Origin of the sequence: Paracidovorax anthurii, from assembly GCF_003269065.1 — a bacterium.
GTDB classification, from domain to species: Bacteria; Pseudomonadota; Gammaproteobacteria; order Burkholderiales; family Burkholderiaceae_C; genus Paracidovorax; species Paracidovorax anthurii.
This window is the reverse complement of sequence record NZ_QLTA01000001.1, coordinates 120,628-146,941: the sequence shown is the minus strand read 5'-3', so window position 1 is coordinate 146,941 and position 26,314 is coordinate 120,628. Positions and strand designations below refer to the sequence as shown.

Here is a 26,314-nt window from a genome sequence, read left to right as displayed (position 1 = left end):
CGGTCTGGCCTGGATTCTGGGGCTGAAGGGCGCTTTTTTCATTTTCCCGGCGCATCCCCGCCTTCGATGGTGCATCGCACCATCCGCGATGCCTGCAGCCGGCGCCGCGATCCCCCCGGGTGGCCGCGGAGCAGCCGCCCGGGGGGCCGGCTTCAGAACTGCACCTGCACGCCCGCCACCACCTGCCGCCCCAGGCCGGGCAGCACGGTGATCGCGCCCCAGGAGGCGGTGTAGTAGGTCTTGTCGAACAGGTTGTGCACGTCCAGCGTGAGGCGCGTGCGCGGGTCGATCTGCCAGTAGCCGGTCAGGCGCGCGGTGGTGTAGGCGGGCAGGCGGTAGGTGTCGGTGGCGGTGCCCGTGCGCTCGCCCACGTGCACGAGGCCGCCGCCCAGGCCGTAGCGCCCGCCGGAGGCGAGCCGGTCCTCGCGGATGGCGAAGAGGCCGGCGCTCACGCGCGGGATGTTGGCCAGGCGCTTGCCGAGCAGCGCGGGGTTGTTGTCGCGCGTGACCTCGGTGTCGGTGTAGGCGAGGTTGGCCGAGAGGCGCCAGTGCGCGTCCAGCCGCCCCGCGAGGTCGGCCTCGGCGCCGCGGCTGCGCACCTCGCCGGCGGCGATGTTGAAGTTGGCGTTGGTGGGGCTGCGCGTGAGCACGTTGGTCTTGCGGATGTCGAACAGGGCCACCGCGCCGCTCAGGCGCTGGTCGGCCGATTGCCACTTGGCGCCGGCCTCGAAGGCCTTGCCCTTTTGCGGGGCGAAGGCGCCGCCGCTCTCGTCCGCGCCGGTGTTGGGGCGGAACGAGCGGCCGGCCGACACGTAGAGCGAGGCGCGGTCGCTCAGCAGGTAGGTCAGGCCCGCGCGCGGCGTGGTGGCCGAGTGCTTCTGGACCTGCGTCGTGCCCGCGAGGCGGTTCTCGTAGTCCTGGTGGAACTGGTCGAAGCGCACGCCCGCCAGCAGCTTCCAGCGGTCGGTCAGGTCGATCTGGTCCTGCACGAACAGGCCCGTGGCGCGCTGGCGGTCGCGGGTGTCGAAGCCGGGCGTGAGCGTGCCGGGCGCCTGGCCGTAGGTGGGCTGGAAGATGTCGATGGCGAAGGGCTGGGTGGCCAGGCTGTAAGCGCATGCAGCGACCGCTACGGTTGATGCCTATGTGGCGGTGCAGATCGCGGTATTGGTGGCGGTGCGTTGATGCATGCCGCCATGGTCGGCGGCCGCAGCCGCAAAGTCTTGGGAACCAGAGCCCTATTTGAGACACGCCAGAGGAGCAATGGCCGGGCTACGGCGCCTGATCTTCATTTCTGCCCTTGTCATGACTCACCGTCACCGAGGAATTTATTGCAGAGCACGTATGGAATAAGCGACGGGACCAGCCACCACCACGAATAGAAATAGGCGAGGACCCAGCAAGTCCAGGCGAAGGCGGCACTGAACCAGCGGGCGTAGAAAGCGAATCCGCGAAATTTCATCTCGCGATCCTGACACCGCTACTGCCCCAGCGCACATAGACCAGGTAAGGGAGAATTCGCACCGTGCCGGCCGGTGTAGGCAGATAAATGGGCACTGTCGCCACTTCCTTGATCATCATGTTCAAGGGCAGGCCGAATCTCGCCATATAGACACCTGGGCCAAAAATGCCATGCGATCCAGCGCGGCTCGCATTGATGACGCCGGTGCGCGCAATTCCCGCTGCCCCCGCCTCCGTCGTGAAGTGGATAAGGTGCTTTGGCAGAGCCGCGAATCCGTAACCCGCCGCACCGAGCACAGTGGCCGTGGTCGGCGCCACATCCGGAGTCCAGAGGGCCGCAAACACACCGGGCACGTGGGCCAGGGGAGCGAGCGGGCTGTCCGACGTGGCGGCAACGTCCGCCCAATATTGGGCCGCATTGTCGGCGGCCAGGGTGGACTGGCGATAGAGCTTTCGGAACTGGTACATGAGATGGCTGATGGCGCCTGCGTCGGAAGTCTCAACGGGCGTGCCGCAACCATCGCGGCGGCAGGAAAGGGCAATGTCAGGCATAGGGTCTTGTGGTGGACGCCGCAGGACAGTACCGCCGCGGCTCGCTGGCCTCCCGCCAGCGGTCGGCATTACTGCCATGCCACCTTGCACGATCCTTACAAAGCCATCGCAGAATTGTTGTGATTGGCAACACCCCCATCGCCGGCCTGCGTGGTCCTGGCTGTGGGTTTACTGCCCCTGGCGTCAGTCAAACCGACCGCCCCAGCCCACGCTCGGTCGCCCACTCCCGAATGACCTCCCGAACCTCCGCATCGTCTGCCGCGCTGATGCCCAGGTACTGCCGCGCCGGAATGCGCACCACGTGCGCGGGGATCGTGACGGCCCGCTCCGTCGCCCGCTTGTGCTTGCGGCCAGCGAAGAGCACCTGCCCAGCCACACTGCGATAGCGCACGGTGGCCGCGCGCGCGGGCTGCTCGATCTCTCCCCCGAACGGATGGATGGCGCCGTGGTTGGCATTCGTGCCCACGGCCACGGCGTCGTCGCCCAACTGCTGGTCGTGGATGCCACTGCGCAGGGTTAGTACCTTGTCCCAGTGGTACTTCTTGCGGCGGGCGTCACGGGGTTCCAGCGGCGCCCAGGGGCGCGGCTTTTTCAGGGCATCGCGGCGGATGGAGGTTCGTGCCGTTGCCGGCTCCATCGCGGGCTGCCGCGTCAGCGGGGGGGCGATGGGGCCGGTCGGCGGGCCTGCTCGTTCACCCACTCCAGGCTCTTGCCCTGGACGCACCACGCCGGATCGCGCACCCAGTCCGTGAACCAGAGCGTGGGATTGCCTTGCAGGGCATGGCATGCTGAATAGCCCAGGCTGGGCATGTAGTGGCGTGAAATCAACGCAGTCACTGGAATCAGGAGCGTGGCCACTCCTCCCGCCAACACCGTGATGATGAATGCCCGCTCGAATGGTTGGATGGCTCTGCTGCTGCAGGGGATCGCACGCATGGACGCGACCACGATGCCCAGGAGGCAGAAGGCCGCAATGAAGGGCGTCACCTGGACGGCTGGGGCAATGCGCACGGCGGGGGCCTGCGCCGCGATGCCCATGATGGTCGGCACGATCATGTGCGCGATCATCAAAAGGGAGCCTGCCGTCAGACCGAGGTATAGCGGAATGCCCCATACCAGGGTCTTGCGGATTCTTTGCACGTCGAACATAGGATGGGTGGGACTCCGCTCGGATATGGACGGTTGACTGGATCAGTAGCGGACGCAACGGATGCGGCAGAGCCAGTCTTTGACACCCTGGTCGATCGCACGTCCCATCTCCACTTTCTTCTGCTCGACGGTGTTGCGCAAATCATCCTGCCAGGACTGGGCCTTGGTGTCGATGTAGTAGAGGCCCTGGGCCGTGTGCTCCGGCAGCATCTTGATGCCGGCAATCACCTTGCTCTTGATGGCGTGGTGGGTATCCAGTTGGTTCAATCCGATGCCCACGCCCACCGCGACAACTGCCATGACGACCAGCGGCAGGACGGCGACTGCCGTAATGGACCCGACCATGGCAGCTGCCCCGTAGGCCACCAGGGCGCCCAATCCTCCCTTCACCGCCTCCACCCCGATCCCGCCCACCAGGTCATACATGGTCTTCTCGTTGTTGAACATGAAGTCCATCAACTCGATCCCCGTGGACACCACGACACCCAGGGTGAACCCGCCCTTGGCGATGCCCTGCAGGCTCTTCATGCCCAGGCCGAGCTTGAGCATCTTGGGATGGGTGGCGAGGTAGCGCGTTCCCTGCAAGGCGCCGCTGCGCTGGGCCGAGTAGCCCTTGATGATGATGTAGGTGCCGGTCGCCGTGGTCTTCACGTAGCTCGTGATCCCTGCCATGCCGATGGCGTTCAGCGTCCTAGTGATGGCGATGGCGTCGTTGGCGCCCTGCGCCACCGGGCCGACCCAGGGTTCGCCGGCATGGGGGCTGAATGTCTTTTGCCAGTACTGGCCGAAGGTCGAATGGGCAAGCATCTTGCGCAGGCTGAATTCCAGCGCGGGGTTGTTCCTCGCCTTGTCCTGCAGGATGCCCATGTACTGTCCCTGGGTGAGCACCAGGACGTCCACCTGGTTCTTGTCCATGGACTGGGCCACGGTCTGGGCGTACCCCATATTGAAGAATGTGGCAGCGAGTTCCGCACCCATCGATTCCCCCTTGTCGATAGCGTTTTTGTCGGGACGGATGCTAACGGCGGGTCGCGGCGCACGGGCCGTGGGAAGGCAAAGCAGTGTTTAACTATTGATTGAAATTAATTTAACTTTCATCTGAGAAATCACCGGCAACCGGCCGCGGTACGGGGGCTTCCCGGTGCGCGATGCCGCAAGGCCCCGCGCCTCCTTCCCGGCCGCACTCTCAAGTGCCCCGCCCGCCCTGCCGCTCGATCAGCGCCACGAAGCGCCGCGCGCCCAGGCCCAGCGGCCGCTCCTTGGACCACACCACGTCCACCCACAGCGCCACGCCGTTGCTGAGGTTCTCGAAGGGCATCTCCACCAGCGTTCCGGCGGCGATGCGCGGCTCGGCCAGCGCCCGGGGCTGCCAGCCCCAGCCCAGGCCGGCCTCGATCAGGCCCAGCGCGGCCAGGTGGCTGTCGGTGCGCCAGTGGTGGCGCGCGAACACGAGGCGCGGGTCGGTCTGCGCCAGGTCGCGGCTGGCGACCACGATCTGGCGGGTGGTGGTCAGGTGCTCCTCGCGCAGCAGCGCGCGGTCGCCGCCGGCCGCGCGCGCGGCGGCCAGCACGGGGTGGTGGGGCGCCATCACGGCGACCAGGGTTTCGCTGCCCACTTCCTGGAAGCCCTCGCGGCCGTCCAGGCTGGGGCGCTCGAACACCAGCGCCAGCTGCGCGCGCCCCGCGTGCAGCAGCGCGAGCGCATCGGCCTGGGGCGCGGCCAGCACCTCCACCTGCAGCAGGGGGTGTTCCTCGGCCAGCGCCGCCAGCGGCCCGCTCCAGGGGCCGGCCAGCAACTCGGGGGCGATGGCGAGCGTGAGGCGCTCCTCCAGCCCCTGGGTGAGGGCGAGCGCCTGCGCGTTCAGCTGCCGCAACTGCGCCGCCAGCAGCCGTGCCTGCGGCTCCAGCGCGCGCGCGGCCGCCGTGGGGCGCGGCTCGCGCCCGGCGCGGTCGAAGAGCTGCACGGCCAGCTCGGCCTCCAGGTGGGCGATGGTCATGCTCACGGCCGAGGGCACGCGCGACAGCGCCCGCGCCGCCGCCGAGAACGAGCCGTGGTCCAGCACGGCCAGGAACACCTGCACGCTGTCGGAAGAAAAGGCCATGCGCCAACCTGTCAGAAAAACTGAAACAAGCTGACTTTATATATCAGCGGTGCGCACATAAAGTGCGGTCCATGTCGCAATCCTCCTCCCTCTCTCCCCGTCCCGCCGGCCTGCAGGGCCCCGCGCGCCGCGTGCTCTACGTGGCGCTCTACGAGTTGATCGCCATCGCCGTGGCCACTCTGGGGCTGGCGCTGGCCACGGGCCAGGGCGCCGGCCATTCGGGCGCGGTGGCCGCCATCGCCTCGGGCATCGCCATCGTGTGGAACGTGGCCTTCAACTGGGCCTTCGAGCGCTGGGAGGCGCGCCAGCCGGTGCGCGGGCGCAGCACCGCGCGGCGCGTGGCCCACGCCATCGGCTTCGAGGGCGGGCTCGCGTTCATCCTGGTGCCGGTGCTGGCGTGGTGGTTCGGCGTGGGGCTCTGGGAGGCCCTGCTGATGGACCTGGGCCTGCTGCTGTTCTTCCTGGGCTACACCTTCGTCTTCAACTGGGCGTTCGACCGGGTGTTCGGGCTGCCCGCATCGGCGCAGGCGGTGGGCGTGCCGGGCTGACGGGCGCCCGGGGCCCGTTCACAGGCCCGGGCCGAAGCGGAAGCTCGAAGCCGTCACGCCGCCGAAGATGCCTTCCTCGTGGTAGACGCACCGGGCCGGCTCGGACTCGGCGGCGCCGGCCGCGACCATCAGCGGGACCAGGTGGTCCTCGCGCGGATGGGCGAGCCGCGCCGCCGGCGCGCTGTCCCAGGCCATGAGCCGCGCGGCCCGCCCGGCCGCATCGCCGTGGACCAGCGTGTCCTGCAGCCATTGGTCGAAGGCCGCCGAGGGCGCGCGCCCGGCCTCGCCGAAGCGGCGCAGGTTGTGGTAGCTCAGCCCGCTGCCGACGATGAGCACGCCCTCGCCGCGCAGCGGCGCCAGCGCGCGGCCGAGCGCCAGGTGCTGCGCCGGGTCGAGGTCGCGCTGCAGCGAGACCTGGATCACGGGCACGTCGGCGGCCGGGTACATCACCTGCAGGGGCGCGAAGGTGCCGTGGTCGAAGCCGCGTTCGGCGTCGAGCCGGGTCGGCAGTCCGGCCGCCGCGATGAGCGCCGCGATGCGCCCGGCCAGGGCCGGCGCGCCCGGAGCCGGGTAGCGCACTTCGTAGGTGTGGGGCGGAAAGCCGTAGTAGTCGTACACCATCGGAGGCCGGGGGCTGGCCATCACGGCGAAGGCCTCGTCCTCCCAGTGGCCGGAGACCACCAGCACGGCCTCGGGGCGGGTGCCGATCTGGCGCGGGATGTCCTGCAGCGACTGCTCCAGCACCTGCATGGCGCGGCGCATCTCCGGCACGTAGGGCCAGGGGCCGCCGCCGTGCGACAGGAAGTAGGTGGGCAGAAGGGGGGCGGATGGGTGGGGCATGGCGATGGAGGGCAGGTGCCGGGCGGTGGCGTCAGGCGCCGCGGGGGCGGATCGGTGCCCGCCGGGCGCGGCCCCACAGCACGAAGGCGCACAGCGGCAGCAGGACGAAGTTCAGCGGCAGCGCCATGGCCTCGCCGCGGCTCAGGTGGAAGACGATGGCGAACACCTGCAGCACCACGCAGCCCAGCGCCGCCCATACCGTCAGCCGGGGCAGGATGCGCGTGAGCGCGGGCAGCAGGATGCCCAGGCCGCCGGCCAGATCGATCAGCCCGATCGCCCGCACGAAGGCGGCCGGGTGCTGCCCGGTCCAGGGCATCATCGCGCTCAGCTCGGGGATGGGCGTGGTCAGCTTCATGAAGCCGGAGGCGCAGAACACGAAGGCGACGAGGCACTGGGCGACCCAGAGGCCGGCGCGCAGCGGCGTGCCCGCCGGCACGGCGGAAGCGGGGGAATGCGGGGCGGTGGTCATGGCAGGGCTCCTGGAAGGCCACGGCGGGTGGCGACGGAGGGAAGGTTAAGGTTTCCTTTTGGGGAAATCGATGGCGTTAAAGTGATGGATTTAATTCCTTTTGAGGAAACCATGGAGCCCTCCGGACTGGAACTCACCGGCCTGCGCGTCTTCCTGGCGATCGTCGAGGCCGGCAGCTTCAGCGCGGCCGCCGACCGCCTCGGCATGGCGCCGCCCATGGTGAGCAAGCACATCGCGCGGCTGGAGCGCGTGCTGGGTGCCCGCCTGCTGCACCGCACCAGCCGCAGCATGAGCCTGACGGAAGCCGGCACGGCGTTCTGCGCGCAGGGCCGGCAGGCGCTGGAGCTGCTGGACGCGGCGGCGGCCATGGCGGGCCAGGGCCAGGACCGGCCGCGCGGCGAGCTGCGCATCAGCGCCCCGGTCTGGTGCGCCACGCCGCGCTTCGCCGGCCTCCTGGCGGCGTACCGCCGGGCCTTCCCCGAGGTGCGGCTGGACCTGCACCTCGACAACCACATGGTGGACATCGTCTCGGAGGGTTTCGACGTGGCGCTGCGAATGACCGCCGAGCCCGCGCCCCAACTGATCGCGCGCCCGCTGTGCCCGGTGGCGTTCCACCTGGTCGCGGCCCCCGGGGCGCTGCCTTTGCCCGGCGGCGGGCCGCTCGGCGCGCCCCCGCCGATTCCGGTGGTCGTGCCCAACTACGTGCCGTTCGAGCGCTTCCGGGGCATGCTGCAGGACGGCCTGCGCCAGCCCATCGACACGGTGATGAAGTCGAGCGACTCCACGCTGAGCTACCACGCCGTGATCGCCGGCATGGGCGCGGCCTTCCTGCCGGACTGGCTGGTCGAGGGCGATCTGGCGAGCGGCCGGCTGGTGAAGCTGCCGGGCGCTGCCGATTTCGCGGGCACGCTGTTCGCCGTCTATGCCAGCCGCCGGCACATGCCGCCCAAGCTGCGCAGCTTCATCGATTTCCTGGCCGAGCGCCTGGGTGGGGCGGGGCCGCCGCGCGGTGCGCCGTAGCCGGCGGCCGCGCATTCCGCCGGCCGTGCCTGCGGGCCTCAGCGCAGCGCCAGGCCGGCGGTCTCGATCGCCCTGGCGTAGCGCGGCTGCTCGGCCCGCAGGCTCCGGGCGAGGTCTTCCGGCGTGCCGCCCGCCACCTTGAAGCCCTGGGCCTCCAGCTGGGCGCGCACGTCGGGCGCCTGCAGCACCGCCTGCAGGTCGCGGTTGATCTTGCGCACGATGGCGGGGGGCGTGCCGGCGGGGGCGAAGTAGCCCTGCCAGCTCTCCACCGCGTAGCCGCGCGGGCCGCCGGCCTCGGCCACCGTGGGCACGTCGGGCAGGGCGGGGGAGCGGTAGGCCGTGGTCACGGCCAGGGCGCGCAGCTTGCCGGCGCGCACGTGGTCGGTGACGGCGGCCAGGGTGATGAGCGTGGCGTCGGTGTGGCCCGCGAGCACGTCGACCGTGGCCGGGCCGCCGCCGGGGTAGGGGATGTAGTTGACCCTGGCGCCCGTCTCCTGCGACAGGATTTCGTGCGCCACGTGGGCGATGCCGCCGTTGCCCGGCAGCCCCAGGCTGATGCTCTCGGGCCGGGCCCTGGCGCGGGCCACGTAGTCGGCCAGACTGTGGATGCCGGTGCCGGGATGCACCACCAGGATCTGCGGATTCACCACGGCCTTGATGATGGGGGTGAAGCTCTTTTGCGTGTCGTAGGGCAGGGTACGGAACAGGAGGCCGTTGAGCGTGATGCCCTCGCCCTGCTGCAGCAGCGTGTGGCCGTCGGGCGCGGCCTTGGCCACGCGGCCTGCGCCGATGGTGCCGCTCGCGCCGGCCACGTTCTCCACGATCACGCTCTGGCCCCACCGCGCGGCGAGCTTGTCGGCCAGCGTGCGCGTGAGCTTGTCGGCGCTGCCGCCGGCGGCCACCGGCACGACGATGCGCACCGGCCGGGAGGGGAAGGTGGCCTCGGTGTCCGGCGCGGCATGCAGCGCGGCGGTGTGCAGCGTGGTGGCCGCCAGCGCGGCCAGGGCCAGGAGGAAGAAGGTCAGGGTGCGCGTCGGGCGCCGTTTCGCGGTCATGGCGGTGGGGGCGGGCGTGGAGGAGGATGCCAATCTAGGGACGGCCGCGCGCGGCGTGAACGAAGGAAGCCGCATATCGATCGTCGGCCCCGGCGCGGCGCATATCCATAGGCGCATTCGGTCGTTGGCGCCGCCGCGCGGGCGGCATACGGTGGCCGCTCTCCCATTTCCCGCGCCCGCGCCTTTCCGCCATGACCCAGACCCACCTCTCCCTGGACTTCTCCGGCAGCGACGTCGCCAGCCGCCGCGCCGCCGCCGTCGCCGCCTTCATCGCCACCGCCCGCCGCCTCGCGCCGGACCCCGAGGGCGCCACCCCTGAGCAACTGCGCGGCGTGGCCGCCGCGCTGGAGGCGCTGGGGCTGCGGCGCGAGCTGTTTCCGCCGGAGCACTTCCCCGTGTCGCTCGACAACCCCGCGCAGGTGTACCGCCTGAGCGAGGAGCCCGGCGGCCAGTACGCGCTCTATGTGTCCGCCGGCCTGCCGGGCAAGGCCCAGCCGCCGCACGACCACACCACCTGGGCGCTGATCGCCGGCATCCAGGGCAACGAGCGCAACGTGTTCTACCGGCGCGGGAAGACGGCCGACCCGGCGCGCGACGCCCTCGCCGCCGAGCGCACGGTGGACGTGGTGCCCGGCGTGTCGGTGGCGCTCTCGCCCGCCGACGTGCACACCATCGAGCTGGTGGGCGACGAACCCGGCCTGCACCTGCACTTCTACGGCCGGGGGCTGGACCGCCTGCCCGGGCGCGTGGCGTTCGAGGGCCCCGGGGGCGGCAGCTACCGCACCTTCGGGCCGCCGAAATCCATCCGCCATGCGCTGATCACGCCGCAGGCCCTGAAGGCCGCGCTGGCCGACGGCGACGAGATCGCCGTGCTCGACGTGCGCGAGACCGGCGTGTTCGCGCACCGCCACCTGCTGTTCGCGGTCTCCGCGCCGGCGTGGCGGCTGGAGCTGCTCATCGACCGGCTCGTGCCGCGCCGCGGCACGCGCACCGTGCTGGTGGACGGCGACGGCACGCTCGCGCATGAGGCCGCCGCCAGGCTCTCGCGGCTGGGCTGGCGCAACGTGTCGGTGCTGGCCGGCGGCACCGAGGGCTGGGCGGCCGCGGGCCACGAGGTCTTCAGCGGCACCAACGTGCCGGGCAAGGCGTTCGGCGAGGTGATCGAGCACGAGAAGCACACGCCCTGGATCACTGCCGACGAGTTGTACGAGCGCGTGGAGCGCGGCGACGACCTGGTGGTGGTGGACAGCCGCACGCCCGAGGAGTTCGCCGCCTTCAGCCTGCCCTTCGCGCACAGCCTGCCGGGCGCCGAGCTGGTCTACCGCATCGGCGAGGTGGCGCCCGACCCCGCGACGCTGGTGGTGGTGAACTGCGCGGGCCGCACGCGCAGCATCGTGGGCGCGCAGACGCTGATCGACGCGGGCATCCCGAACCGCGTGGTGTCGCTGCGCAACGGCACCATGGACTGGCTGCTCACGGGCCGCGCGCTGGCCCACGGCCGGGGTGCCGCGCTGCCCGAGCCATCGCCCGCCACGCTGCCAGCCGCGCGCGAGCGCGCCGAGGCCGTGGCGCGGCGCGCGGGCGTGCGGCGCATCGACGCCGCCGCGCTGGCACGGCTGGAGGCGGATGGTGCCGAGCGCACGCTCTACCGCTTCGACGTGCGCACCCGCGAGGAGTACGAGGCCGGCCACCTGGAGGGCTGGCGCTGGGCGCCCGGCGGCCAGCTCGTTCAGGCCACGGACGAATACGCGGGCACGCGCGGCGCGCGCATCGTGCTGGCCGACTGGGACGGCGTGCGCGCGCTCACCACCGGCGCATGGCTGGCGCAGCTGGGCGGCTGGGAGGTGTTGGTGCACCGCCCGCCCGCGCTGGCCGCGTGGGTCACGGGCCCCGAGCCGGTGCGTGTGCTGGCCTCGCACCCTGCGGCGCCCACGGTGTCGCCCGGGCAGGCCCGCGCGCTGCTGGACGCCGGCGAGGCCGTCGTCTTCGACGTGGACCGCCGTGCCGCGTTCGAGCGCGAGCACATCGCCGGCGCGCGCTTCGCGGTGCCGGACCGGCTGCCCGAGTTCGTGAACGGGGTGCCCGCGCCGCAGGCCGTGCTGCTCGCTTCGCCCGACGGCGTATTGGCGCGCGCCGTGGCCGCCGAGCTGGCCGCGCGCACCGGCCGCGACGTGCGCGCCATCGCGGGCGGCACCGCCGCCTGGGTCGCCGCCGGCTTGCCGGTGGCGCAGGGCGGCGAGGGCGTGCTGACCGGCGACGACGACCACTGGTTCAGCCCCTACGCGCACCGCGACCCGTCGCTGCGCGACGCGGGCTTCCGCGAGTACCTGGACTGGGAGCTGGGCCTCGTGGCGCAGCTGGAGCGCGAGGGCGCCACCGGCATCCGGCTGCTGCACGCTGCCGATTAGCGGGGGCCGGCCGGGCGGCGGCGGGAGGGTGGACCGTTATGTATGAAAGAGAATAGCGATCCCTGCAGCCCGCCCGAGGATCTTGAATGTCCCAGATTTCCCCCCACGCCCAGGAGGCGGTGGGAGCCCGCTACCGCCTCGCTTCCATGCTGCATGCCCGCGAGCGCTCCTGGGCGGCCGTGGAGCGCATCGCCTCCGCCGTGCGCCCCGGCATGCGCGAGGGCGATGCCTGCGACCGCGCCACGGCCATCCTCCGGGAGATGGGCATGCAGCGCATCTGGCACCAGACGCTGGTGCGCTTTGGCGAAGGTACGCTCAAGACCTTCAAGGAGCGCATCGACCTCGACCGCGTGCTGGGCGAGCGCGACATCTTCTTCATCGACATCGGCACCGTGTGGGACGGCCACGAAGGCGATGCCGGCGCGACCTACGTGCTGGGCGACGATGCCGGGATGCGGGCCTGCGCCGATGCCGCGCGCACCCTGTGGCACGACGTGGCCGGGCGCTGGCGCAGCCACGGCGTGGGCGGGCAGGCGCTCTATGCCTACGCGGCGGAGCGCGCGGAGGCCATGGGCTGGCGGCTGAACCTGGACATCAAGGGCCACCGGGTGTGCGATTTCCCGCACGCCATCTACCGCGCGGGCGACCTGGGCGACTTCGCCGACTGCCCGCAGGCGGGCCTGTGGATCCTGGAGATCCAGATCGCCCATCCCACCCGCCCGTTCGGCGCCTTCCACGAAGACCTGCTGGTGGGCGATCCGTCCGCCGCCGGGACCGCGCCCGCGGCCTCGGCGGCCCTCGCGCCATGACCGCCGCCCTGTCCGAACTGCTCTTTTCCTACGGCACGCTGCAGCAGGAGGGCGTGCAGCGGGCCACCTTCGGCCGCCTGCTGCAGGGCGTGCCGGATGCGCTGCCCGGCTGGCGGGTGGCGCCCTTGCCCATCCGCGATGCGCAGGTGGTGGCCACCAGCGGCAAGGGCCACCACCCCATCGCCCGGCCCGCGTCGGCCGAGGACCGGGTGGAAGGCATGGTCTTCGCCGTCACCCCGCAGGAGCTGGCCCATGCCGATCGCTACGAGGTGAGCGAATACCGCCGCGTGCTGCTGCCGCTGGCGTCCGGGCGCAGGGCCTGGGTGTACGTGGATGCCGGGGCGGACGCCGCGTGACGCGGCTTTGCACCCCGTGTGATGCCTGGGGCATCCCATGTCGGCGTCAATGCTATGTTTGTTGCTATATTTTTGGTAGTAATTCATCAACTCTTCGATGAGGTGGGCGTCAGGCCGCGAGCCGGGCCTGGAAGAGGGGCTTTTCGACGATGCTCTGGCGGTTTCCGGCCGTGGGCCCGCTTGCCGATAATGCGGCGCACATGACCCCGCACTCCTGCCCCCTCCGGTGGCGCCCGGCCATGGCCGGCGCGCTCTGCGCCGGCGTGCTGCTCGGCTGCGCCGCGCCGGCGCCCACCCCGCGCGGCGAGGCGAAGGCCGCGCCCGCCACCACCGGCGAGCTGGCCCAGTCCGACGTGAATCGCATGGCCACCCTCGCCATGCGCGAGAACCTCGACGGCCTCTACCGCCTCATGGACAAGCTCTACCGCCGCAACCCGGCCGAGTGGCGCAAGGGCCCGGCCGCCGGGCGCGAGCAGGCGCTGGAGCAGGTGCGCGAGGCCGTCGAGCGCCGCCAGCCCTGGCCGGCCCTGCAGGGCCGGCGCGACATCGCGGCCCTGGCGTTCGCGCTCTCGCCCGAGTTCGCGGGCGACCGCGTGGCCGCCTTCATCCATGCCACCGCCGACATGGTCATCGCCGCCCACGGCGGCAAGACCGAGTTCTTCCTGATCGACAGCCTGGACGCGCAATACCTCTACAACGCCGCGCGCAACGTGGAGATCGCCGCCTGGGTGCTGGCCCAGCGCCGCACGGCCGCGGGCCGGCCGCTGCTGCTGGCCGACGAGATCAGCGAGCGCGAGCGCAACCTGAGCTTCGAGCGCGAGTTCGGCAAGATCATCGGCCGCCTCGACCTGCTGTCCGCCGTGGCGGCCGAGAAATACCGCCGCGCCGCCATCAGCTACGTGCAGGGCATCATGGGCGGCTCGTTCCTGCAGTTCCTGCCCGTGCGCTGAGCGCTGCGCCCGCGCGGGGGACGCGGGCACGTCGAAGTGCATAACACGTTCTAAAATCCGCCCGCCCCCCGAGGAGCGTTGCAGCGGCCCGCGCCGTCAGGCTCGGAGCGGCCCGCCGCCATCCCGAACGACGCTCACCTGTAACCGACCCCCACGCCTGCGCAGGTGAGCCTGATGTCCGCCCCCCTCTCTCCGCCCCCCATGAAGCTCTCGGGCCTGGAGCCCGTCACCATCGGTGAGGGCACGCTGTTCGTCAACATCGGCGAGCGCACCAACGTCACGGGCTCCAAGGCCTTCGCCCGCATGATCCTCAACGGCCAGTACGAAGAGGCCCTGGCCGTGGCGCGCCAGCAGGTGGAGAACGGCGCGCAGGTCATCGACATCAACATGGACGAGGCCATGCTCGACAGCCGGGCCGCCATGGTGCGCTTCCTGCAGCTCGTGGCCTCCGAGCCCGACATCGCGCGCGTGCCGATCATGGTGGACTCCTCCAAGTGGGAGGTGATCGAGGCGGGCCTGCGCTGCATCCAGGGCAAGGGCATCGTCAACTCCATCTCGATGAAGGAGGGGGTGGAGAAGTTCAAGCACGAGGCGCGCCTCGTCAAGCGCTACGGCGCGGCCGCCGTGGTCATGGCCTTCGACGAGGTGGGCCAGGCCGACACCTACGCGCGCAAGATCGAGATCTGCGAGCGCGCCTACCGCATCCTCGTGGACGAGGTCGGCTTTCCGCCCGAGGACATCATCTTCGACCCCAACATCTTCGCGGTGGCCACGGGCATCGAGGAGCACAACAACTACGCCGTCGATTTCATCGAGGCGGTGCGCTGGATCAAGCAGCACCTGCCGGGCGCGAAGGTTTCGGGCGGCGTCTCCAACGTGTCGTTCAGCTTCCGCGGCAACGACCCGGTGCGCGAGGCCATCCACACCGTGTTCCTCTACCACGCCATCGCCGCCGGCATGGACATGGGCATCGTCAATGCCGGCATGGTCGGCGTCTACGACGACCTGGAGCCCGTCCTGCGCGAGCGCGTGGAGGACGTGGTGCTCAACCGCCGCCCCGATGCCGGCGAGCGCCTCGTGGAAATCGCCGAAACCGCCAAGAGCGGCGCCAAGGACGAGAGCAAAAAGCTCGAATGGCGCGGCACGCCCGAGCACCCGAAGACCGTGGGCGAGCGCCTGTCGCACGCGCTGGTGCACGGCATCACCGACTTCATCGTGGACGACACCGAGGAGGCCTACCGCGAGATCCTCGCGCGCGGCGGCCGCCCCCTGCACGTGATCGAGGGGCCGCTCATGGACGGCATGAACGTGGTGGGCGACCTGTTCGGCGCGGGCAAGATGTTCCTGCCGCAGGTGGTCAAGAGCGCGCGCGTGATGAAATCCGCCGTGGCGCACCTCATTCCCTACATCGAAGAGGAAAAGCGCCAGGACGAACTCGCCGGCCGCGACGTGCGCAGCAAGGGCAAGATCGTCATCGCCACCGTCAAGGGCGACGTGCACGACATTGGCAAGAACATCGTCACCGTGGTCCTGCAGTGCAACAACTTCGAGGTGGTGAACATGGGCGTGATGGTGCCCTGCCACGAGATCCTCGCGAAGGCCAAGGTCGAGGGCGCCGACATCATCGGCCTCTCGGGCCTCATCACGCCCAGCCTGGAAGAGATGCAGTACGTGGCCGGCGAGATGCAGAAGGACGACTACTTCCGCGTCAAGAAGATCCCGCTGCTCATCGGCGGCGCCACCACCAGCCGCGTGCACACCGCCGTCAAGATCGCGCCGCACTACGAGGGCCCCGTGGTCTACGTGCCCGACGCCTCGCGCAGCGTGAGCGTGGCCCAGAGCCTGCTGGGCGAGGCCGCGCCCACCTACCTCGCCGAGGTCGAGGCCGATTACGCGAAGGTGCGCCAGCAGCACGCCAACAAGAAGCAGACCCCGCTGTGGCCGCTGGCGAAGGCCCGCGCCAACCGCACGCCCATCGCATGGGAGGCCTGGCGCCCCGCCGCGCCGCGCGCGCTGGGCCGCCGCGTGTTCAAGAACTTCGATCTCGCCGAGCTGGCGAAGTACATCGACTGGGGCCCCTTCTTCCAGACCTGGGACCTGGCCGGGCCCTACCCCGCCATCCTCACCGACGAGGTGGTGGGCGAGCAGGCGCAGCGCGTGTTCGCGGACGGGCAGGCCATGCTCAAGCGGCTCATCGAAGGCCGCTGGCTGCAGGCCAGCGGCGTGATGGCCCTGTTGCCCGCCAACAGCGTGGGCGACGACATCGCGTTCTACACCGACGAATCCCGCACCCAGGTCGCGATGACCTGGTACGGCCTGCGCCAGCAGGCCGAGAAGCAGGCCATCGACGGCGTGATGCGCCCCAGCCGGTGCCTGGCCGACTTCGTCGCGCCCAGGGACAGCGGCATCGCCGACTACGCGGGCCTCTTCGCCGTCACGGCCGGCCTGGGCGTGGAGAAGAAGGAGCAGGCCTTCATCGACGCGCTGGACGACTACTCCGCCATCATGCTCAAGGCCCTGGCCGACCGCCTGGCCGAGGCCTTCGCCGAATGCCTGCACCTGCGCGTGCGCACCGACCTCTGGGGCTACGCACCGCAGGAGCGCCTGGGCAACGACCAGCTCATCGCCGAGCAATACCAGGGCATCCGCCCCGCGCCCGGCTACCCCGCCTGCCCCGACCACAGCCCCAAGGGCGACCTCTTCCGCGTGCTGCAGGCCGGCGAGATCGGCATGGGCCTCACCGAAAGCCTCGCCATGACCCCCGCCGCCAGCGTGAGCGGCTTCTACATCGGCCACCCCGACAGCGTGTACTTCAACGTGGGCAAGATCGGCGAGGACCAGCTCGCCGACATGGCCGCACGGCGCGGGATGGACGAGGGGGAACTGCGGCGGCTGCTGGCGCCGAATCTGTGAAGCAAGGCGGCACCCTGAGCATCGGGGGATGCCCCTGGATGGGCGGGTGCTGGCCGGGTCGAGCGTTCACTGTGTGCGCTGCGCAACTGATTCTCTGCCGTGAGGGTGCGCAAGGGCGCACCCTTGCGGGCCGACGCTAAGACCTCGCCCCGGCGGATGTCGAAGACTCTCTGCCTGTTCCGGCATCCGGCAGCTCCGCGACCTCGAACCCTCCCCCGCGCTTCTTGGCCGAGTACATGGCCATGTCCGCGTGGTGCAACACCTCGGTGCCCTGCTGCGAGTGGGCCGGGGAGAGCGCGATGCCGATGCTGGCGCCGACCTCCACGGACAGGTCCGGGCGGATCTGGATGGGGATCTTGACGACCTCGCCGATGGAGGTGGCGATGTCGGCCAGGGTGTCCACGTCGTTGGTGCGCACCAGGATCGCGAATTCGTCGCCGCCGAGCCGGGCCAGCGTGTCGGAGGACCGGATGAGCTTTCTCATCCGCTGGGATATTTCCTTGAGGACGATGTCTCCGGAGTCGTGCCCGTAGGTGTCGTTGACGAACTTGAACTTGTTCAGGTCCATCAGCATCACCGCGAAGCCGGTGGATAGCTTCTTCTGCTCCCGCTCCGCGGCGAGGAGCCGCGCTTCGAAGGTCCGCCGGTTGGCCAGCCCGGTCAGGGGGTCTTTCTGGGCCACGTCCTCCAGCGGCGTCACCACGCGGTTGGCGACCATCTTGACGGCCAGTATGGAAATGCAGGAGCTGAACGTGATGCTGAGCGCGAACAGCGCCTCCAGCTTCAGGAACGGGGAAAACACCGGCGCGAAGGGCTTGGCCACCACGGCATTCACCGTGTATCCCGGTCCTTCGTCCATGGCGATCACCTTGACCCGGTAGCGGGACCCATCGTCGTCCACCACGGAGAACGTGTCGCGCGACATCTCGTGGTGCTGGATGTCTTCCGCCAGGATGGATGGCGGAAGCGTGGTCGCGTGGATGGTGTACTTGCTTTGCGTGTGGTGCCGGCTGCGGGAAACGAATGCCATCTGCAGCTGCGTCATCTTGGTGAACTGCTCGACGCCCGCGTTCGTGAGCCGGTAGGCCAGGTAGATATGGGCCACGGGAACCGGTGCCCGCACCGTGACCTTGACCCAGCTGTGCAGCAGCTGCGTGTGATCCGTCACCGCCAGTGGCCGCATGTTCCGGCCGTTGCCCTTGACGCCGGCCACCAGCCTCTCCAGTTCCGCGTCGAGGTCGGCATCCCGCTCGCTCAGCAGGCCGGTGGCCGACGAACGGGCCAGGACCCGGTTGCTCAGGTCGGTCAGCACGATCAGCTCCGCGCCCGATCTCGCCAGCTGGTTGAAGAGGGCGGATTCGATCGTGGCGCGGTTGGTTTCGTTGAAGATGGTGTTCTGCAGGCCGTAATCCTTGGCGATCAGCTCGGAGGTGGCCTGCCGGTATTCCCGCCGGGTGGTGCCGGTGTATTCGAAGGTCAGGGCCCCCGCATCCAGCGCGGCGTCCACGCTCTCGAGCGCGATCTGCCGGTTGGCGTAGTGCAGGAAGACGAAGGCCACCAGCTGCACGGCCGTCAGGGCCAGCACCAGCAGCATCAGGAACCGGCTCGTGGACGCGGATGGAAGAAAGTCCCTCTTCATGTGACACCCTCTGCTCATTGCCCAGGCGTTTTCGGGGGAGGCCTGGGGTTTTCTTGTACGTGGCGGGCCCGCAGGCCCCCGGCCCGGCGCCGGGCAAGGGCCATGATGCTCTACTTCGGCCGGCTTGTCTGTCGGCGCGTGAGGAAGCGGTCCATGAACGCCGGGATGGCCCGGGCCCGGAGGGGGCGGGGCGGCCGCCCCGCGCCGCCGCCCGCAGGGTCGATTGGCGAAAGGCGCTGACACCGGAACCTGTGCCGCTGGGGTGAAATCCACCGATGCCCTCCCCCCTCCCCACGCCCTGGATCGACCGCGCCCGGCGCGCAGCGCGGCCCGTCATGCCGCTGGTGCGCGCCGTCCATCTCTGGCTCGACGCCGACGGCCTGCGCATGAGCGCGGCGATGTCGTTCTACGGCATGCTGAGCCTTGCGCCCCTGCTGTTGCTGCTGGTGGGCGTGATGGGGTGGTGGATCGACAAGTCCTACCTGGAGACCAACCTCATCGCCCAGGTGCAGGCGGTGATGGGCGAGCGCGGCGCGGAGGTGGTGCGGCTGGCGCTCGCCAGCGCGCGCGAGCCCTCGGAGGGGCGGCTGGCCTCGATCGCGGGCTTCGTGCTGCTGCTCTCGGGCGCCACGGGGGTGTTCGTGGAGCTGCAGTCGGCGCTGGAGCGGCTCTGGACCGCCGGCCACCCGCCCGCGCCGGAGGACAAGGCCTGGTGGCGCATGGCGTCGCTGCGGCTGCGGGGGCTGGCCTACGTGCTGGCCATCGGGTTCCTGCTGCTCGTCTCGCTGGTGGTCTCCACGGCGATCCACGTCGTGGCCACCTGGGCCAGCGCGCGCCTGCCCACGGCGTCGGGGCCGATCCTGCAGGTGGTCAACGAGCTGGTGGCCTTCGGCATCGCGGTGCTGCTGTTCATGGGGCTGATGCGCATCGGCGGCGGGCCGAAGCCGCCGATGGTGTGCCTGGCCTTCGGGGCCGTGGTGGGCGCCATCCTGTTCACCGTGGGCAAGCAGCTGCTGGCGCTGTATCTGGCCACGGCCGCCGTCGTGTCGGCCTACGGCGCAGCCGGATCGCTCGTGGTGCTGCTGATGTGGATCTATTTCTCGTCGGCCGTGCTGCTGTTCTCGGCCAGCTGCGCGCGGGCGCTGCAGGAGGTGCGTGCCGAGAATTTGCACCGGCCCGTGCGGAGCTGAAAGCGATGGCGGAGGGGGGCGATTCAGGCCCCGGAGGCCCGGAAAAAGGCCCGATCCGGCCCATTTGTGGGGCATCGCGCACCGCCCGTGTCGGACGGCATCCGGCGGTTCTACAGCTTCTTACGCCGTTTACAGAACCGCGCGTTATGTGAATCGGGCCTGCGTGTACTCTGCAGGCATAACACCCCAGAAGGGAAACACCATGAGTCTCGTCGTCCGCTCCAATCCGTTGTCGAACCCGGCCGTGGCCGGTGGCTCGGCCAAGTGGCTCTGGGCCGCGATCGGCGCACTGGGCGTCAGTGTGCTGGCCCTGGGCGCCACGCTGGTGGTCCAGAACCGGGCCCCCGCAACCGCCGCGGCGGACCCCGCCACGGCGCAGCCGCTGGCCGCCGCGCCGGCGCCTGACGCCGCCCGCCCGCAGGCCCCCGTCCCCGTGCAGAACATCGCGCAGCGCGCTCCCGCCGCGGCGCCGTCCGGCGGCTATGCCGCGCAGTCCGGCTATCCGGCCCCGCAGGGGCAGGGCCAGCCGGTGGCCATGCAGCGCGCCGCGGCGCCGGTGTGCGCGACCTGCGGCCGCGTCGAATCCGTGCAGACCGTCCAGCAGGCCGCTCCCGCCACGGGCGTGGGCGCCGTGGCCGGTGGCGTGCTGGGGGCCGTGGTGGGCAACCAGGTGGGCAAGGGTTCGGGCCGCACGGCGGCCACGGTGCTGGGCGCCGTGGGCGGCGGCTACCTGGGCCACACGGTGGAGCAGCGCACCCGCACCACCACCGCCTACCAGATCCGCGTGCGGATGGACGATGGCTCGGTGCGCACGTTCACGCGTTCGCAGCCGGTGGCCGAGGGCACGCCGGTGCGCGTGGAAGGCCGCGGCTTCCGTGTGGAGAGCGGCAACTATGGCGGCGGCTACGGCGGTGGCTATTCCACCCAGGGGCCGCAGTCGATGCGCGTGGCCGACAACGGCTATTGACGGGCGCCATGCACGGGCGGCGATCCGGCCGCCTGCGTGCATCCTCCCACCCCGACGGGCGGCCTCTGGCCGCCCGTTTTCGTTGAGGCCGGGGTGATGGTCATGCTATTAAATAAATAGCTGAAGACGTAGATTTCTCGCCGACATGGCGGTTGAAAGACTCTGAACCCGTGCCCGAAAAGGGCTGCGGCGGCGGCCGGAACGCCCTCCCGGCGCCGCCCCGGGGGCGTCACTTCTCGACGAAGGCGCGCTCGATCACGAAGTCGCCGGGCTTGGTGGTGTTGCCCTCCTCGAAATCGCGCTTTTCCAGGATGGTCTTGAGCGAGGCCAGCATCTCGGGGCTGCCGCAGAGCATCACGCGGTCCACCAGCGGGTCGAGCGGCGGCACGCCCAGATCGGTGAAGAGCTTGCCGTTCTCGATCAGGTCGTTGATGCGGCCCTGGTTGCGGAAGGGCTCGCGCGTGACGGTGGGGTAGTACTTGAGCTGCTTGGCCACGATCTCGCCCAGGAACTCGTGCTTCGGCAGCTCCTGGGTGATGAAGTCGTGGTAGGCCAGCTCGCTCACCTGGCGCACGCCGTGCACCAGCACCACTTCCTCGAATTTCTCGTAGGTCTCGGGGTCGCGGATCACCGAGAGGAAGGGCGCCAGGCCCGTGCCGGTGGAGATCAGGTACAGGCGCTTGGCCGGCAGCAGGTAGTCGATGAGCAGCGTGCCGGTGGGCTTGCGGCCCACGACGATGCTGTCGCCCACCTGGATGTTCTGCAGGCGCGAGGTGAGCGGGCCGTCGGGCACCTTGATGGAGAGGAACTCCAGGTGCTCCTCGTAGTTGGCGCTGGCGATGCTGTAGGCGCGCAGCAGGGGCTTGTCGTTCACCTTGAGGCCGATCATGGTGAAGTGGCCGTTGGAGAACCGCAGCGAGGTGTCGCGGGTGGTGGTGAAGGAGAACAGGCGGTCGGTCCAGTGGTGGACGGAGAGGACTCGCTCTTCGTTGAATGCGCTCATGGATGGATGGCAGGACAGTGAGGAAAAGAAAGCGGGAAAGCGGCGCGTGGCCTTCAAGGGCAGGGCCGGTGGCTCGTGCGGGCGCGCCTTCGGGTCGCCCTGGCTGCCCCCTGCCAAGCGGGCAAACCCCCGCATTGTCGGCCAAACCGCCGTGGCAGGTACATTTCAGGCCCGCAGAACGTCATTCGGAAATCAGGATTGCCCATGCTCCGGCCCGCCCGCCTCCTCCTCGCCGCCCTCGGATTCGCCGCCGCCGCGGCCCATGCGCAGGGCACGATCAAGATCGGCGAGATCAACAGCTACAAGGCCCAGCCGGCCTTCCTGGAGCCCTACCGCAAGGGCATGGAGCTGGCGGTGGCGCAGGTCAACGCGGCCGGCGGCATCGGCGGGCGCAGGCTGGAGCTGGTCACGCGCGACGACAACGGCAACCCCGGCGACGCGGTGCGCGCGGCCGAGGAGCTGCTGGCGCGCGAGAAGGCGGACGTGCTCATGGGCAGCTTCCTCTCGCACGTGGGGCTGGCGCTGACCGACTTCGCGCGCCAGCGCAAGGTGTTCTTCCTCGCGGCCGAGCCGCTCACCGACAAGATCGTGTGGGAGCAGGGCAACCGCTACACCTTCCGCCTGCGCCCCTCCACCTATATGCAGGTGGCCATGCTGGTGCCCGAGGCGGCGGCGCTGAAGAAGAAGCGCTGGGCCATCGTCTACCCCAACTACGAATACGGCCAGTCGGCCGTGGCGACGTTCAAGCGGCTGCTGGCCGCCGCGCAGCCCGGCGTGGAGTTCGTCGCCGAGCAGGCCGCGCCCCTGGGCAAGGTGGACGCCGGCAGCGTGGCGCAGGCCCTGGCCGACGCGAAGCCGGACGCGATCTTCAACGTGCTGTTCGCGGCCGACCTCGCGAAGTTCGTGCGCGAAGGCCACACGCGCGGGCTGTTCCAGGGCCGCGAGGTGGTGAGCCTGCTCTCGGGCGAGCCCGAATACCTCGACCCGCTCAAGGGCGAGGCGCCCGAGGGCTGGATCGTCACCGGCTACCCCTGGTACGCCATCGCCACGCCGGAGCACAAGGCATTCCTCGATGCCTACCAGGCGCGCTTCAAGGACCACCCGCGCGCCGGCTCCATCGTGGGCTACAGCGCCATCCAGTCGATCGCGGCCGGCCTGCGCCGGGCGGGCGGTTCGGCCGACACCGAGAAGCTCATCGCCGCCTTCCGGGGCCTCGAAGTGGCCACGCCCTTCGGGCCCATCACCTACCGCGCGCAGGACCACCAGTCCACCATGGGCGCCTTCGTGGGCCGCACGAAGAAGCAGGGCGGCCAGGGCGTGATGGCGGATTTCCGCTACCAGGACGGCGCGAAGTTCCAGCCCACCGACGCCGAGGTGAAGGCGCTGCGCAAGGCCGTGGACTGACGCGGCCCCGGCACGGCACGGTCTTCCTGCCCAGGCGCGCCGCATGGATGTTTCCGGCCTCGCGGTCCAGCTCCTGAACGGGCTGGCGGGCGCTTCCACGCTGTTCCTCGTGGCGGCGGGGCTGTCGCTGATCTTCGGCGTGACGCGCATCGTCAATTTCGCGCACGGCTCGTTCTACATGCTGGGGCTCTACGCGGCCTGGGCGCTGGTGGAGCGCCTGGGCGGCGCGATCGGCTTCTGGCCCGCGCTGCTGCTCGCGCCGCTGGCCGTGGGGCTGCTGGGCGCGCTGGCGGAGGTGGCGCTGCTGCGCCGCATCTACCGCGCGCCCGAGCTGCTGCAACTGCTCGCCACCTTCGCGCTGGTGCTGGTCATCAAGGACGCCGTGCTCTGGGCCTTCGGGCCGGAGGAGCTGCTGGGCCCGCGCGCGCCGGGGCTGGAGGGCGCGGTGGACATCCTCGGGCGGCGCTTTCCGGCCTACGACCTGTTCCTGATCGCCGTGGGCCCGGCGGTGCTGGCGCTGCTGTGGGCGCTGCTGCACCGCACGCGCTGGGGCACGCTGGTGCGCGCGGCCACGCAGGACCGCGAGATGGTGGGCGCGCTGGGCGTGGACCCGGCGTGGCTGTTCACGGCGGTGTTCGCGCTGGGCGCGCTGCTCGCGGGCCTGGGCGGCGCGTTGCAATTGCCGCGCGAGCCGGCCAGCCTGGACCTGGACCTGAACACCCTCGGCGCGGCCTTCGTCGTGGTGGTGGTGGGCGGCATGGGGTCGCTGCCCGGCGCTTTCGTGGCGGCGCTGCTGATCGCGCAGCTCAAGGCGGTGTGCATCTGGCTCGGCGTGGTGGAGATCGCGGGCGTGGCGGTGTCGTTCTCCCAGCTCACGCTGGTGGCCGAATTCCTCGTGATGGCGGCCGTGCTGGCCTGGCGGCCCTGGGGACTGCTCGGCCGGCCGCTGGCGCCGCAGCGCGCGCCGGCCGGGGCCGATGCCGAGGCGCCGCCGCGCCCCGCCGGCGCCGTGGCGCGCGCGGGCTGGGCCGCCGGCGTCGCGGCCCTGGCCCTGCTGCCGCTGGCGTCGGGCGCGTGGCCCTATGCCACGGTGCTCGCGCAGGACGTGCTGGTGGCCGCGCTCTTCGCCGCGAGCCTGCACGTGCTCCTGGGCCCCGCCGGCCTGCATTCGTTCGGGCACGCGGCGTATTTCGGGATCGGCGCCTACGCGGTGGCGCTGCTGGTGCGCGCGGCGGGGCTGCCCGCGGCGGCCGCGCTGGCGCTCGCGCCCGTGGCGGCGGGGCTGTTCGCGGTGGCCTATGGCTGGCTCTGCGTGCGGCTGTCGGGCGTGTACCTGGCGATGCTCACGCTGGCGCTGGCGCAGATCACCTGGGCGATCGCCTTCCAGTGGGACGCCGTCACGGGCGGCAGCAACGGCATCACCGGCGCCTGGCCCACGGGCTGGCTGGCCGAGGGGGCGGCGTTCTACCTGCTCACGCTGGCCTGCGTGGCGGGCGGCGTGTGGGGGCTGCGCCGCCTGCTGCACGCGCCCTTCGGCATGGCGCTGCGCGCCGCGCGCGACTCGGCGCCCCGGGCCGAGGCCATCGGCATCGACGTGCGGCGGCTGCGCTGGGCGGCGTTCGTGGCCATGGGCATGGCGGCCGGGCTGGCCGGCGCGCTGCACGCGCTCTCCAAGGGCGGCGCCGCGCCCGAGCTGCTGTCGGTGGGCAAGTCGGTGGACGGGTTGGTGATGGTGCTGCTCGGCGGCGTGCAGTCGCTGGCCGGGCCGCTCGCGGGCGCGGCCGTGTTCACCGGCCTGCACGACACGTTCGCGCGCCAGACCGACTACTGGCGCGCCGTGCTGGGCGGCACCCTGCTGCTGCTGGTGCTGCTGTTTCCCCGGGGCCTCGCGGGCGCGCTGTCCTGGCGCGGGCGGCGCGGCGGAGGCGTGCCATGAGCCTGCTGGAGGTGCATGGCCTGGCCCGGTCCTTCGGCGGCGTGCGGGCGGTGGACGGCATCGGCTTCGCGCTGGCGCCGGGCGAGATGCTGGCCCTCATCGGCCCCAACGGCGCGGGCAAGTCCACCACCTTCAACATGGTGGGCGGGCAGCTCGCGCCCGATGCCGGCACGGTGCGCCTCGCGGGCCGCGACATCGCCGGCCTGCCGCCGCGCGCCATCTGGCGCCTGGGCGTGGGGCGCACCTTCCAGATCGCCGAGACCTTCGCCTCGCTCACCGTGCTGCAGAACGTGCAGATGGCGCTGCTCGCGGCCGACGGGCGCGTGTTCCGCTTCTGGCGCCGGGCCACGGACCACCGGCCGCAGGACGCGCTGGCCCTGCTGGAGCGCCTGGGCCTGCGCGCGCAGGCCCACCGGCCCTGCCGCGAGCTGGCCTACGGCGACGTCAAGCGCGTGGAGCTGGCCATGGCCCTGGCCCACGGCCCGCGCCTGCTGCTCATGGACGAGCCCACGGCCGGCATGGCGCCGGCCGAGCGCCTGTCGCTGATGGCCCTGGCGCGCGAACTCGCCACCGAGCGCCGCATGGGCGTGCTGTTCACCGAGCACAGCATGGACGTGGTGTTCCGCCATGCCGACCGCGTGCTGGTGCTGGTGCGCGGCCGCCTGCTGGCCGAGGGCCCGCCCGCCGCGATCCAGGCCGACCCGCGCGTGCAGGCCGCCTACCTGGGCAGCGGCCGGCTGGCGCCGGCCCGCGCGGAGGCCGCGCCATGACCGCGCCGCCGCTGCTGCAGGTGGAAGGGCTGCGCGCCTGGTACGGCGGCGCGCAGATCCTGGCGGATGTGGCGCTGGAGGTGGGGCGCGGCGAGGTCGTGGCGCTCATGGGGCGCAACGGCGCGGGCAAGTCCACCACGCTCAAGGTCATCGCGGGGCTGGTCGCGCGGCGCGAGGGCACGGTGCGCTTCCTGGGCCGCGACGTCTCGCGCCTCGCGCCGCACCGCATCGCGCGCGCCGGCCTGGGCTACGTGCCCGAGGAGCGGCGCATCTTCACCGACCTCACGGTGCTGGAAAACCTCGGCGTGGGCCGCCAGCCGCCGCGCCGCTGGCCCGACGGCACGCCCGCGCCCGTGTGGACGCCCGAGGCGCTGTTCGCGCTGTTCCCCAACCTGGGCGAGATGCCCCGGCGCCCGGGCGGGCGCATGAGCGGCGGCGAGCAGCAGATGCTGGCCGTGGCGCGCACGCTCATGGGCCAGCCGCTCGTGGTGCTGCTGGACGAGCCCTCCGAGGGCGTGGCGCCGGTCATCGTGGAACAGATGGCGGACGCCATCCTGCGCCTCAAGGCCCAGGGCGTGGGCATCCTGCTGTCGGAGCAGAACCTCGCGTTCGCCGAGGCGGTGGCCGACCGGGCCTACCTGCTGGAGCGGGGCGAGGTGCGGGGCCACATGCCGATGGCGCGGCTCGCGGCGGCACCGGAGCTGCGCGCGGCGTTCCTGGGCCTTTAGAACGGGCTCACGATCTCGCAGGGGCTGTGCCTTCGTTGCGCGCGATGGC

Annotated in this window: 24 protein-coding genes and 1 riboswitch; of the genes, 13 read left to right on the top strand and 11 right to left on the bottom strand. The window is 71.1% G+C overall.

Features of this window, described 5'->3' with window-relative positions:
• Positions 1 to 152 precede the first annotated feature (152 nt).
• From AX018_RS00705 to AX018_RS00680, 6 genes are all read right to left on the bottom strand, one after another.
• On the bottom strand, positions 153 to 1,076 hold the full coding sequence (locus tag AX018_RS00705) for a TonB-dependent siderophore receptor (protein ID WP_245951385.1): 924 nt from the start codon (positions 1,074 to 1,076) through the stop codon (positions 153 to 155).
• Between the two features lie 379 nt (positions 1,077 to 1,455).
• Entirely contained in the window at positions 1,456 to 2,010 is a 555-nt protein-coding gene (locus AX018_RS00700) for a hypothetical protein (RefSeq protein WP_245951376.1), read from the bottom strand.
• 187 nt (positions 2,011 to 2,197) lie between these two features.
• Positions 2,198 to 2,647 carry a phage virion morphogenesis family protein gene (locus tag AX018_RS00695; protein ID WP_111875338.1) on the bottom strand — a complete coding sequence of 150 codons (450 nt, stop codon included), beginning with the start codon at positions 2,645 to 2,647 and terminating at the stop codon, positions 2,198 to 2,200.
• Between the two features lie 14 nt (positions 2,648 to 2,661).
• Positions 2,662 to 3,159 carry a hypothetical protein gene (locus tag AX018_RS00690; protein ID WP_111875337.1) on the bottom strand — a complete coding sequence of 166 codons (498 nt, stop codon included), beginning with the start codon at positions 3,157 to 3,159 and terminating at the stop codon, positions 2,662 to 2,664.
• 42 nt (positions 3,160 to 3,201) lie between these two features.
• Positions 3,202 to 4,137, bottom strand: coding sequence for a hypothetical protein (locus tag AX018_RS00685; RefSeq protein ID WP_111875336.1), 936 nt, complete (start codon positions 4,135 to 4,137; stop codon positions 3,202 to 3,204).
• 208 nt (positions 4,138 to 4,345) lie between these two features.
• A complete protein-coding gene (locus AX018_RS00680; protein WP_111875335.1) occupies positions 4,346 to 5,260 on the bottom strand; it encodes a LysR family transcriptional regulator in 915 nt (304 codons plus the stop codon).
• Positions 5,261 to 5,331: 71 nt separating this feature from the next.
• On the opposite strand from AX018_RS00680, the gene AX018_RS00675 reads away from it, so the two are divergent.
• On the top strand, positions 5,332 to 5,808 hold the full coding sequence (locus tag AX018_RS00675; RefSeq protein ID WP_111875334.1) for a PACE efflux transporter: 477 nt from the start codon (positions 5,332 to 5,334) through the stop codon (positions 5,806 to 5,808).
• Between the two features lie 18 nt (positions 5,809 to 5,826).
• Here AX018_RS00675 and AX018_RS00670 read toward each other — a convergent pair whose 3' ends face one another.
• Positions 5,827 to 6,648, bottom strand: coding sequence for a DODA-type extradiol aromatic ring-opening family dioxygenase (locus AX018_RS00670; protein WP_111875333.1), 822 nt, complete (start codon positions 6,646 to 6,648; stop codon positions 5,827 to 5,829).
• 31 nt (positions 6,649 to 6,679) lie between these two features.
• Positions 6,680 to 7,117 (bottom strand): DoxX family protein, encoded by a 438-nt coding sequence (locus tag AX018_RS00665; protein ID WP_111875332.1) that lies wholly within the window; start codon positions 7,115 to 7,117, stop codon positions 6,680 to 6,682.
• Between the two features lie 111 nt (positions 7,118 to 7,228).
• Here AX018_RS00665 and AX018_RS00660 point away from each other — a divergent pair, with 111 nt between their 5' ends.
• Complete coding sequence (locus AX018_RS00660) at positions 7,229 to 8,137, top strand: LysR family transcriptional regulator (RefSeq protein WP_111875331.1); 909 nt, start codon at positions 7,229 to 7,231, stop codon at positions 8,135 to 8,137.
• 38 nt (positions 8,138 to 8,175) lie between these two features.
• On the opposite strand, the gene AX018_RS00655 is transcribed toward AX018_RS00660, so the two are convergent.
• Positions 8,176 to 9,192: a tripartite tricarboxylate transporter substrate binding protein gene (locus AX018_RS00655; protein WP_111875330.1), complete on the bottom strand. Its 1,017-nt coding sequence runs from the start codon at positions 9,190 to 9,192 to the stop codon at positions 8,176 to 8,178.
• A gap of 191 nt (positions 9,193 to 9,383) precedes the next feature.
• Here AX018_RS00655 and AX018_RS00650 point away from each other — a divergent pair, with 191 nt between their 5' ends.
• The 5 genes from AX018_RS00650 to metH all read left to right on the top strand — a co-directional run bounded on the left by AX018_RS00650 (position 9,384) and on the right by metH (position 16,628).
• Entirely contained in the window at positions 9,384 to 11,600 is a 2,217-nt protein-coding gene (locus AX018_RS00650) for a rhodanese-like domain-containing protein (protein ID WP_111875329.1), read from the top strand.
• Positions 11,601 to 11,686: 86 nt separating this feature from the next.
• Positions 11,687 to 12,409, top strand: coding sequence for a M24 family metallopeptidase (locus tag AX018_RS00645; RefSeq protein WP_111875328.1), 723 nt, complete (start codon positions 11,687 to 11,689; stop codon positions 12,407 to 12,409).
• Positions 12,406 to 12,765: a gamma-glutamylcyclotransferase family protein gene (locus AX018_RS00640; RefSeq protein WP_111875327.1), complete on the top strand. Its 360-nt coding sequence runs from the start codon at positions 12,406 to 12,408 to the stop codon at positions 12,763 to 12,765. The genes AX018_RS00645 and AX018_RS00640 overlap by 4 nt, the downstream gene beginning before the upstream one ends.
• A gap of 239 nt (positions 12,766 to 13,004) precedes the next feature.
• The gene (locus AX018_RS00635; protein WP_245951384.1) at positions 13,005 to 13,715 is read left to right on the top strand and encodes a hypothetical protein; all 711 of its coding nucleotides are present in this window, start codon (positions 13,005 to 13,007) and stop codon (positions 13,713 to 13,715) included.
• 64 nt (positions 13,716 to 13,779) lie between these two features.
• A riboswitch (S-adenosyl-L-homocysteine riboswitch) is annotated at positions 13,780 to 13,858 on the top strand.
• Positions 13,859 to 13,889: 31 nt separating this feature from the next.
• The gene (gene metH, locus AX018_RS00630) at positions 13,890 to 16,628 is read left to right on the top strand and encodes a methionine synthase (protein ID WP_111875326.1); all 2,739 of its coding nucleotides are present in this window, start codon (positions 13,890 to 13,892) and stop codon (positions 16,626 to 16,628) included.
• A gap of 136 nt (positions 16,629 to 16,764) precedes the next feature.
• On the opposite strand, the gene AX018_RS00625 is transcribed toward metH, so the two are convergent.
• Positions 16,765 to 18,267 (bottom strand): diguanylate cyclase domain-containing protein, encoded by a 1,503-nt coding sequence (locus AX018_RS00625; protein WP_111875325.1) that lies wholly within the window; start codon positions 18,265 to 18,267, stop codon positions 16,765 to 16,767.
• A 275-nt stretch (positions 18,268 to 18,542) separates the two neighbouring features.
• On the opposite strand from AX018_RS00625, the gene AX018_RS00620 reads away from it, so the two are divergent.
• A complete protein-coding gene (locus AX018_RS00620) occupies positions 18,543 to 19,457 on the top strand; it encodes a YihY/virulence factor BrkB family protein (RefSeq protein WP_111875324.1) in 915 nt (304 codons plus the stop codon).
• Positions 19,458 to 19,659: 202 nt separating this feature from the next.
• Positions 19,660 to 20,424: an outer membrane lipoprotein gene (locus tag AX018_RS25870; protein ID WP_111875323.1), complete on the top strand. Its 765-nt coding sequence runs from the start codon at positions 19,660 to 19,662 to the stop codon at positions 20,422 to 20,424.
• A 229-nt stretch (positions 20,425 to 20,653) separates the two neighbouring features.
• Here the strand turns inward: AX018_RS25870 and AX018_RS00610 are convergent, their stop codons facing one another.
• Positions 20,654 to 21,427 carry a ferredoxin--NADP reductase gene (locus AX018_RS00610; protein ID WP_111875322.1) on the bottom strand — a complete coding sequence of 258 codons (774 nt, stop codon included), beginning with the start codon at positions 21,425 to 21,427 and terminating at the stop codon, positions 20,654 to 20,656.
• Between the two features lie 204 nt (positions 21,428 to 21,631).
• Here AX018_RS00610 and AX018_RS00605 point away from each other — a divergent pair, with 204 nt between their 5' ends.
• The 4 genes from AX018_RS00605 to AX018_RS00590 are packed head-to-tail and all read left to right on the top strand — an operon-like array spanning position 21,632 to position 26,265.
• Positions 21,632 to 22,831 (top strand): ABC transporter substrate-binding protein, encoded by a 1,200-nt coding sequence (locus AX018_RS00605; protein ID WP_111875321.1) that lies wholly within the window; start codon positions 21,632 to 21,634, stop codon positions 22,829 to 22,831.
• Positions 22,832 to 22,874: 43 nt separating this feature from the next.
• Complete coding sequence (locus tag AX018_RS00600) at positions 22,875 to 24,767, top strand: ABC transporter permease (RefSeq protein WP_111875320.1); 1,893 nt, start codon at positions 22,875 to 22,877, stop codon at positions 24,765 to 24,767.
• Positions 24,764 to 25,537 carry an ABC transporter ATP-binding protein gene (locus AX018_RS00595; protein WP_111875319.1) on the top strand — a complete coding sequence of 258 codons (774 nt, stop codon included), beginning with the start codon at positions 24,764 to 24,766 and terminating at the stop codon, positions 25,535 to 25,537. Before AX018_RS00600 ends, AX018_RS00595 begins: the two co-directional genes overlap by 4 nt.
• Positions 25,534 to 26,265 (top strand): ABC transporter ATP-binding protein, encoded by a 732-nt coding sequence (locus AX018_RS00590; RefSeq protein WP_111875318.1) that lies wholly within the window; start codon positions 25,534 to 25,536, stop codon positions 26,263 to 26,265. Before AX018_RS00595 ends, AX018_RS00590 begins: the two co-directional genes overlap by 4 nt.
• Positions 26,266 to 26,314: the final 49 nt, after the last annotated feature.

Bases quoted from the DNA above. Each gene is read 5' to 3' on its own strand.
- AX018_RS00700 (WP_245951376.1), bottom strand. From the start codon at position 2,010: ATGCCTGACATTGCCCTTTCCTGCCGCCGCGATGGTTGCGGCACGCCC.
- AX018_RS00695 (WP_111875338.1), bottom strand. From the start codon at position 2,647: ATGGAGCCGGCAACGGCACGAACCTCCATCCGCCGCGATGCCCTGAAA.
- AX018_RS00690 (WP_111875337.1), bottom strand. From the start codon at position 3,159: ATGTTCGACGTGCAAAGAATCCGCAAGACCCTGGTATGGGGCATTCCG.
- AX018_RS00685 (WP_111875336.1), bottom strand. From the start codon at position 4,137: ATGGGTGCGGAACTCGCTGCCACATTCTTCAATATGGGGTACGCCCAG.
- AX018_RS00680 (WP_111875335.1), bottom strand. From the start codon at position 5,260: ATGGCCTTTTCTTCCGACAGCGTGCAGGTGTTCCTGGCCGTGCTGGAC.
- AX018_RS00675 (WP_111875334.1), top strand. From the start codon at position 5,332: ATGTCGCAATCCTCCTCCCTCTCTCCCCGTCCCGCCGGCCTGCAGGGC.
- AX018_RS00670 (WP_111875333.1), bottom strand. From the start codon at position 6,648: ATGCCCCACCCATCCGCCCCCCTTCTGCCCACCTACTTCCTGTCGCAC.
- AX018_RS00665 (WP_111875332.1), bottom strand. From the start codon at position 7,117: ATGACCACCGCCCCGCATTCCCCCGCTTCCGCCGTGCCGGCGGGCACG.
- AX018_RS00660 (WP_111875331.1), top strand. From the start codon at position 7,229: ATGGAGCCCTCCGGACTGGAACTCACCGGCCTGCGCGTCTTCCTGGCG.
- AX018_RS00655 (WP_111875330.1), bottom strand. From the start codon at position 9,192: ATGACCGCGAAACGGCGCCCGACGCGCACCCTGACCTTCTTCCTCCTG.
- AX018_RS00650 (WP_111875329.1), top strand. From the start codon at position 9,384: ATGACCCAGACCCACCTCTCCCTGGACTTCTCCGGCAGCGACGTCGCC.
- AX018_RS00645 (WP_111875328.1), top strand. From the start codon at position 11,687: ATGTCCCAGATTTCCCCCCACGCCCAGGAGGCGGTGGGAGCCCGCTAC.
- AX018_RS00640 (WP_111875327.1), top strand. From the start codon at position 12,406: ATGACCGCCGCCCTGTCCGAACTGCTCTTTTCCTACGGCACGCTGCAG.
- AX018_RS00635 (WP_245951384.1), top strand. From the start codon at position 13,005: ATGGCCGGCGCGCTCTGCGCCGGCGTGCTGCTCGGCTGCGCCGCGCCG.
- metH (WP_111875326.1), top strand. From the start codon at position 13,890: ATGTCCGCCCCCCTCTCTCCGCCCCCCATGAAGCTCTCGGGCCTGGAG.
- AX018_RS00625 (WP_111875325.1), bottom strand. From the start codon at position 18,267: ATGAAGAGGGACTTTCTTCCATCCGCGTCCACGAGCCGGTTCCTGATG.
- AX018_RS00620 (WP_111875324.1), top strand. From the start codon at position 18,543: ATGCCCTCCCCCCTCCCCACGCCCTGGATCGACCGCGCCCGGCGCGCA.
- AX018_RS25870 (WP_111875323.1), top strand. From the start codon at position 19,660: ATGAGTCTCGTCGTCCGCTCCAATCCGTTGTCGAACCCGGCCGTGGCC.
- AX018_RS00610 (WP_111875322.1), bottom strand. From the start codon at position 21,427: ATGAGCGCATTCAACGAAGAGCGAGTCCTCTCCGTCCACCACTGGACC.
- AX018_RS00605 (WP_111875321.1), top strand. From the start codon at position 21,632: ATGCTCCGGCCCGCCCGCCTCCTCCTCGCCGCCCTCGGATTCGCCGCC.
- AX018_RS00600 (WP_111875320.1), top strand. From the start codon at position 22,875: ATGGATGTTTCCGGCCTCGCGGTCCAGCTCCTGAACGGGCTGGCGGGC.
- AX018_RS00595 (WP_111875319.1), top strand. From the start codon at position 24,764: ATGAGCCTGCTGGAGGTGCATGGCCTGGCCCGGTCCTTCGGCGGCGTG.
- AX018_RS00590 (WP_111875318.1), top strand. From the start codon at position 25,534: ATGACCGCGCCGCCGCTGCTGCAGGTGGAAGGGCTGCGCGCCTGGTAC.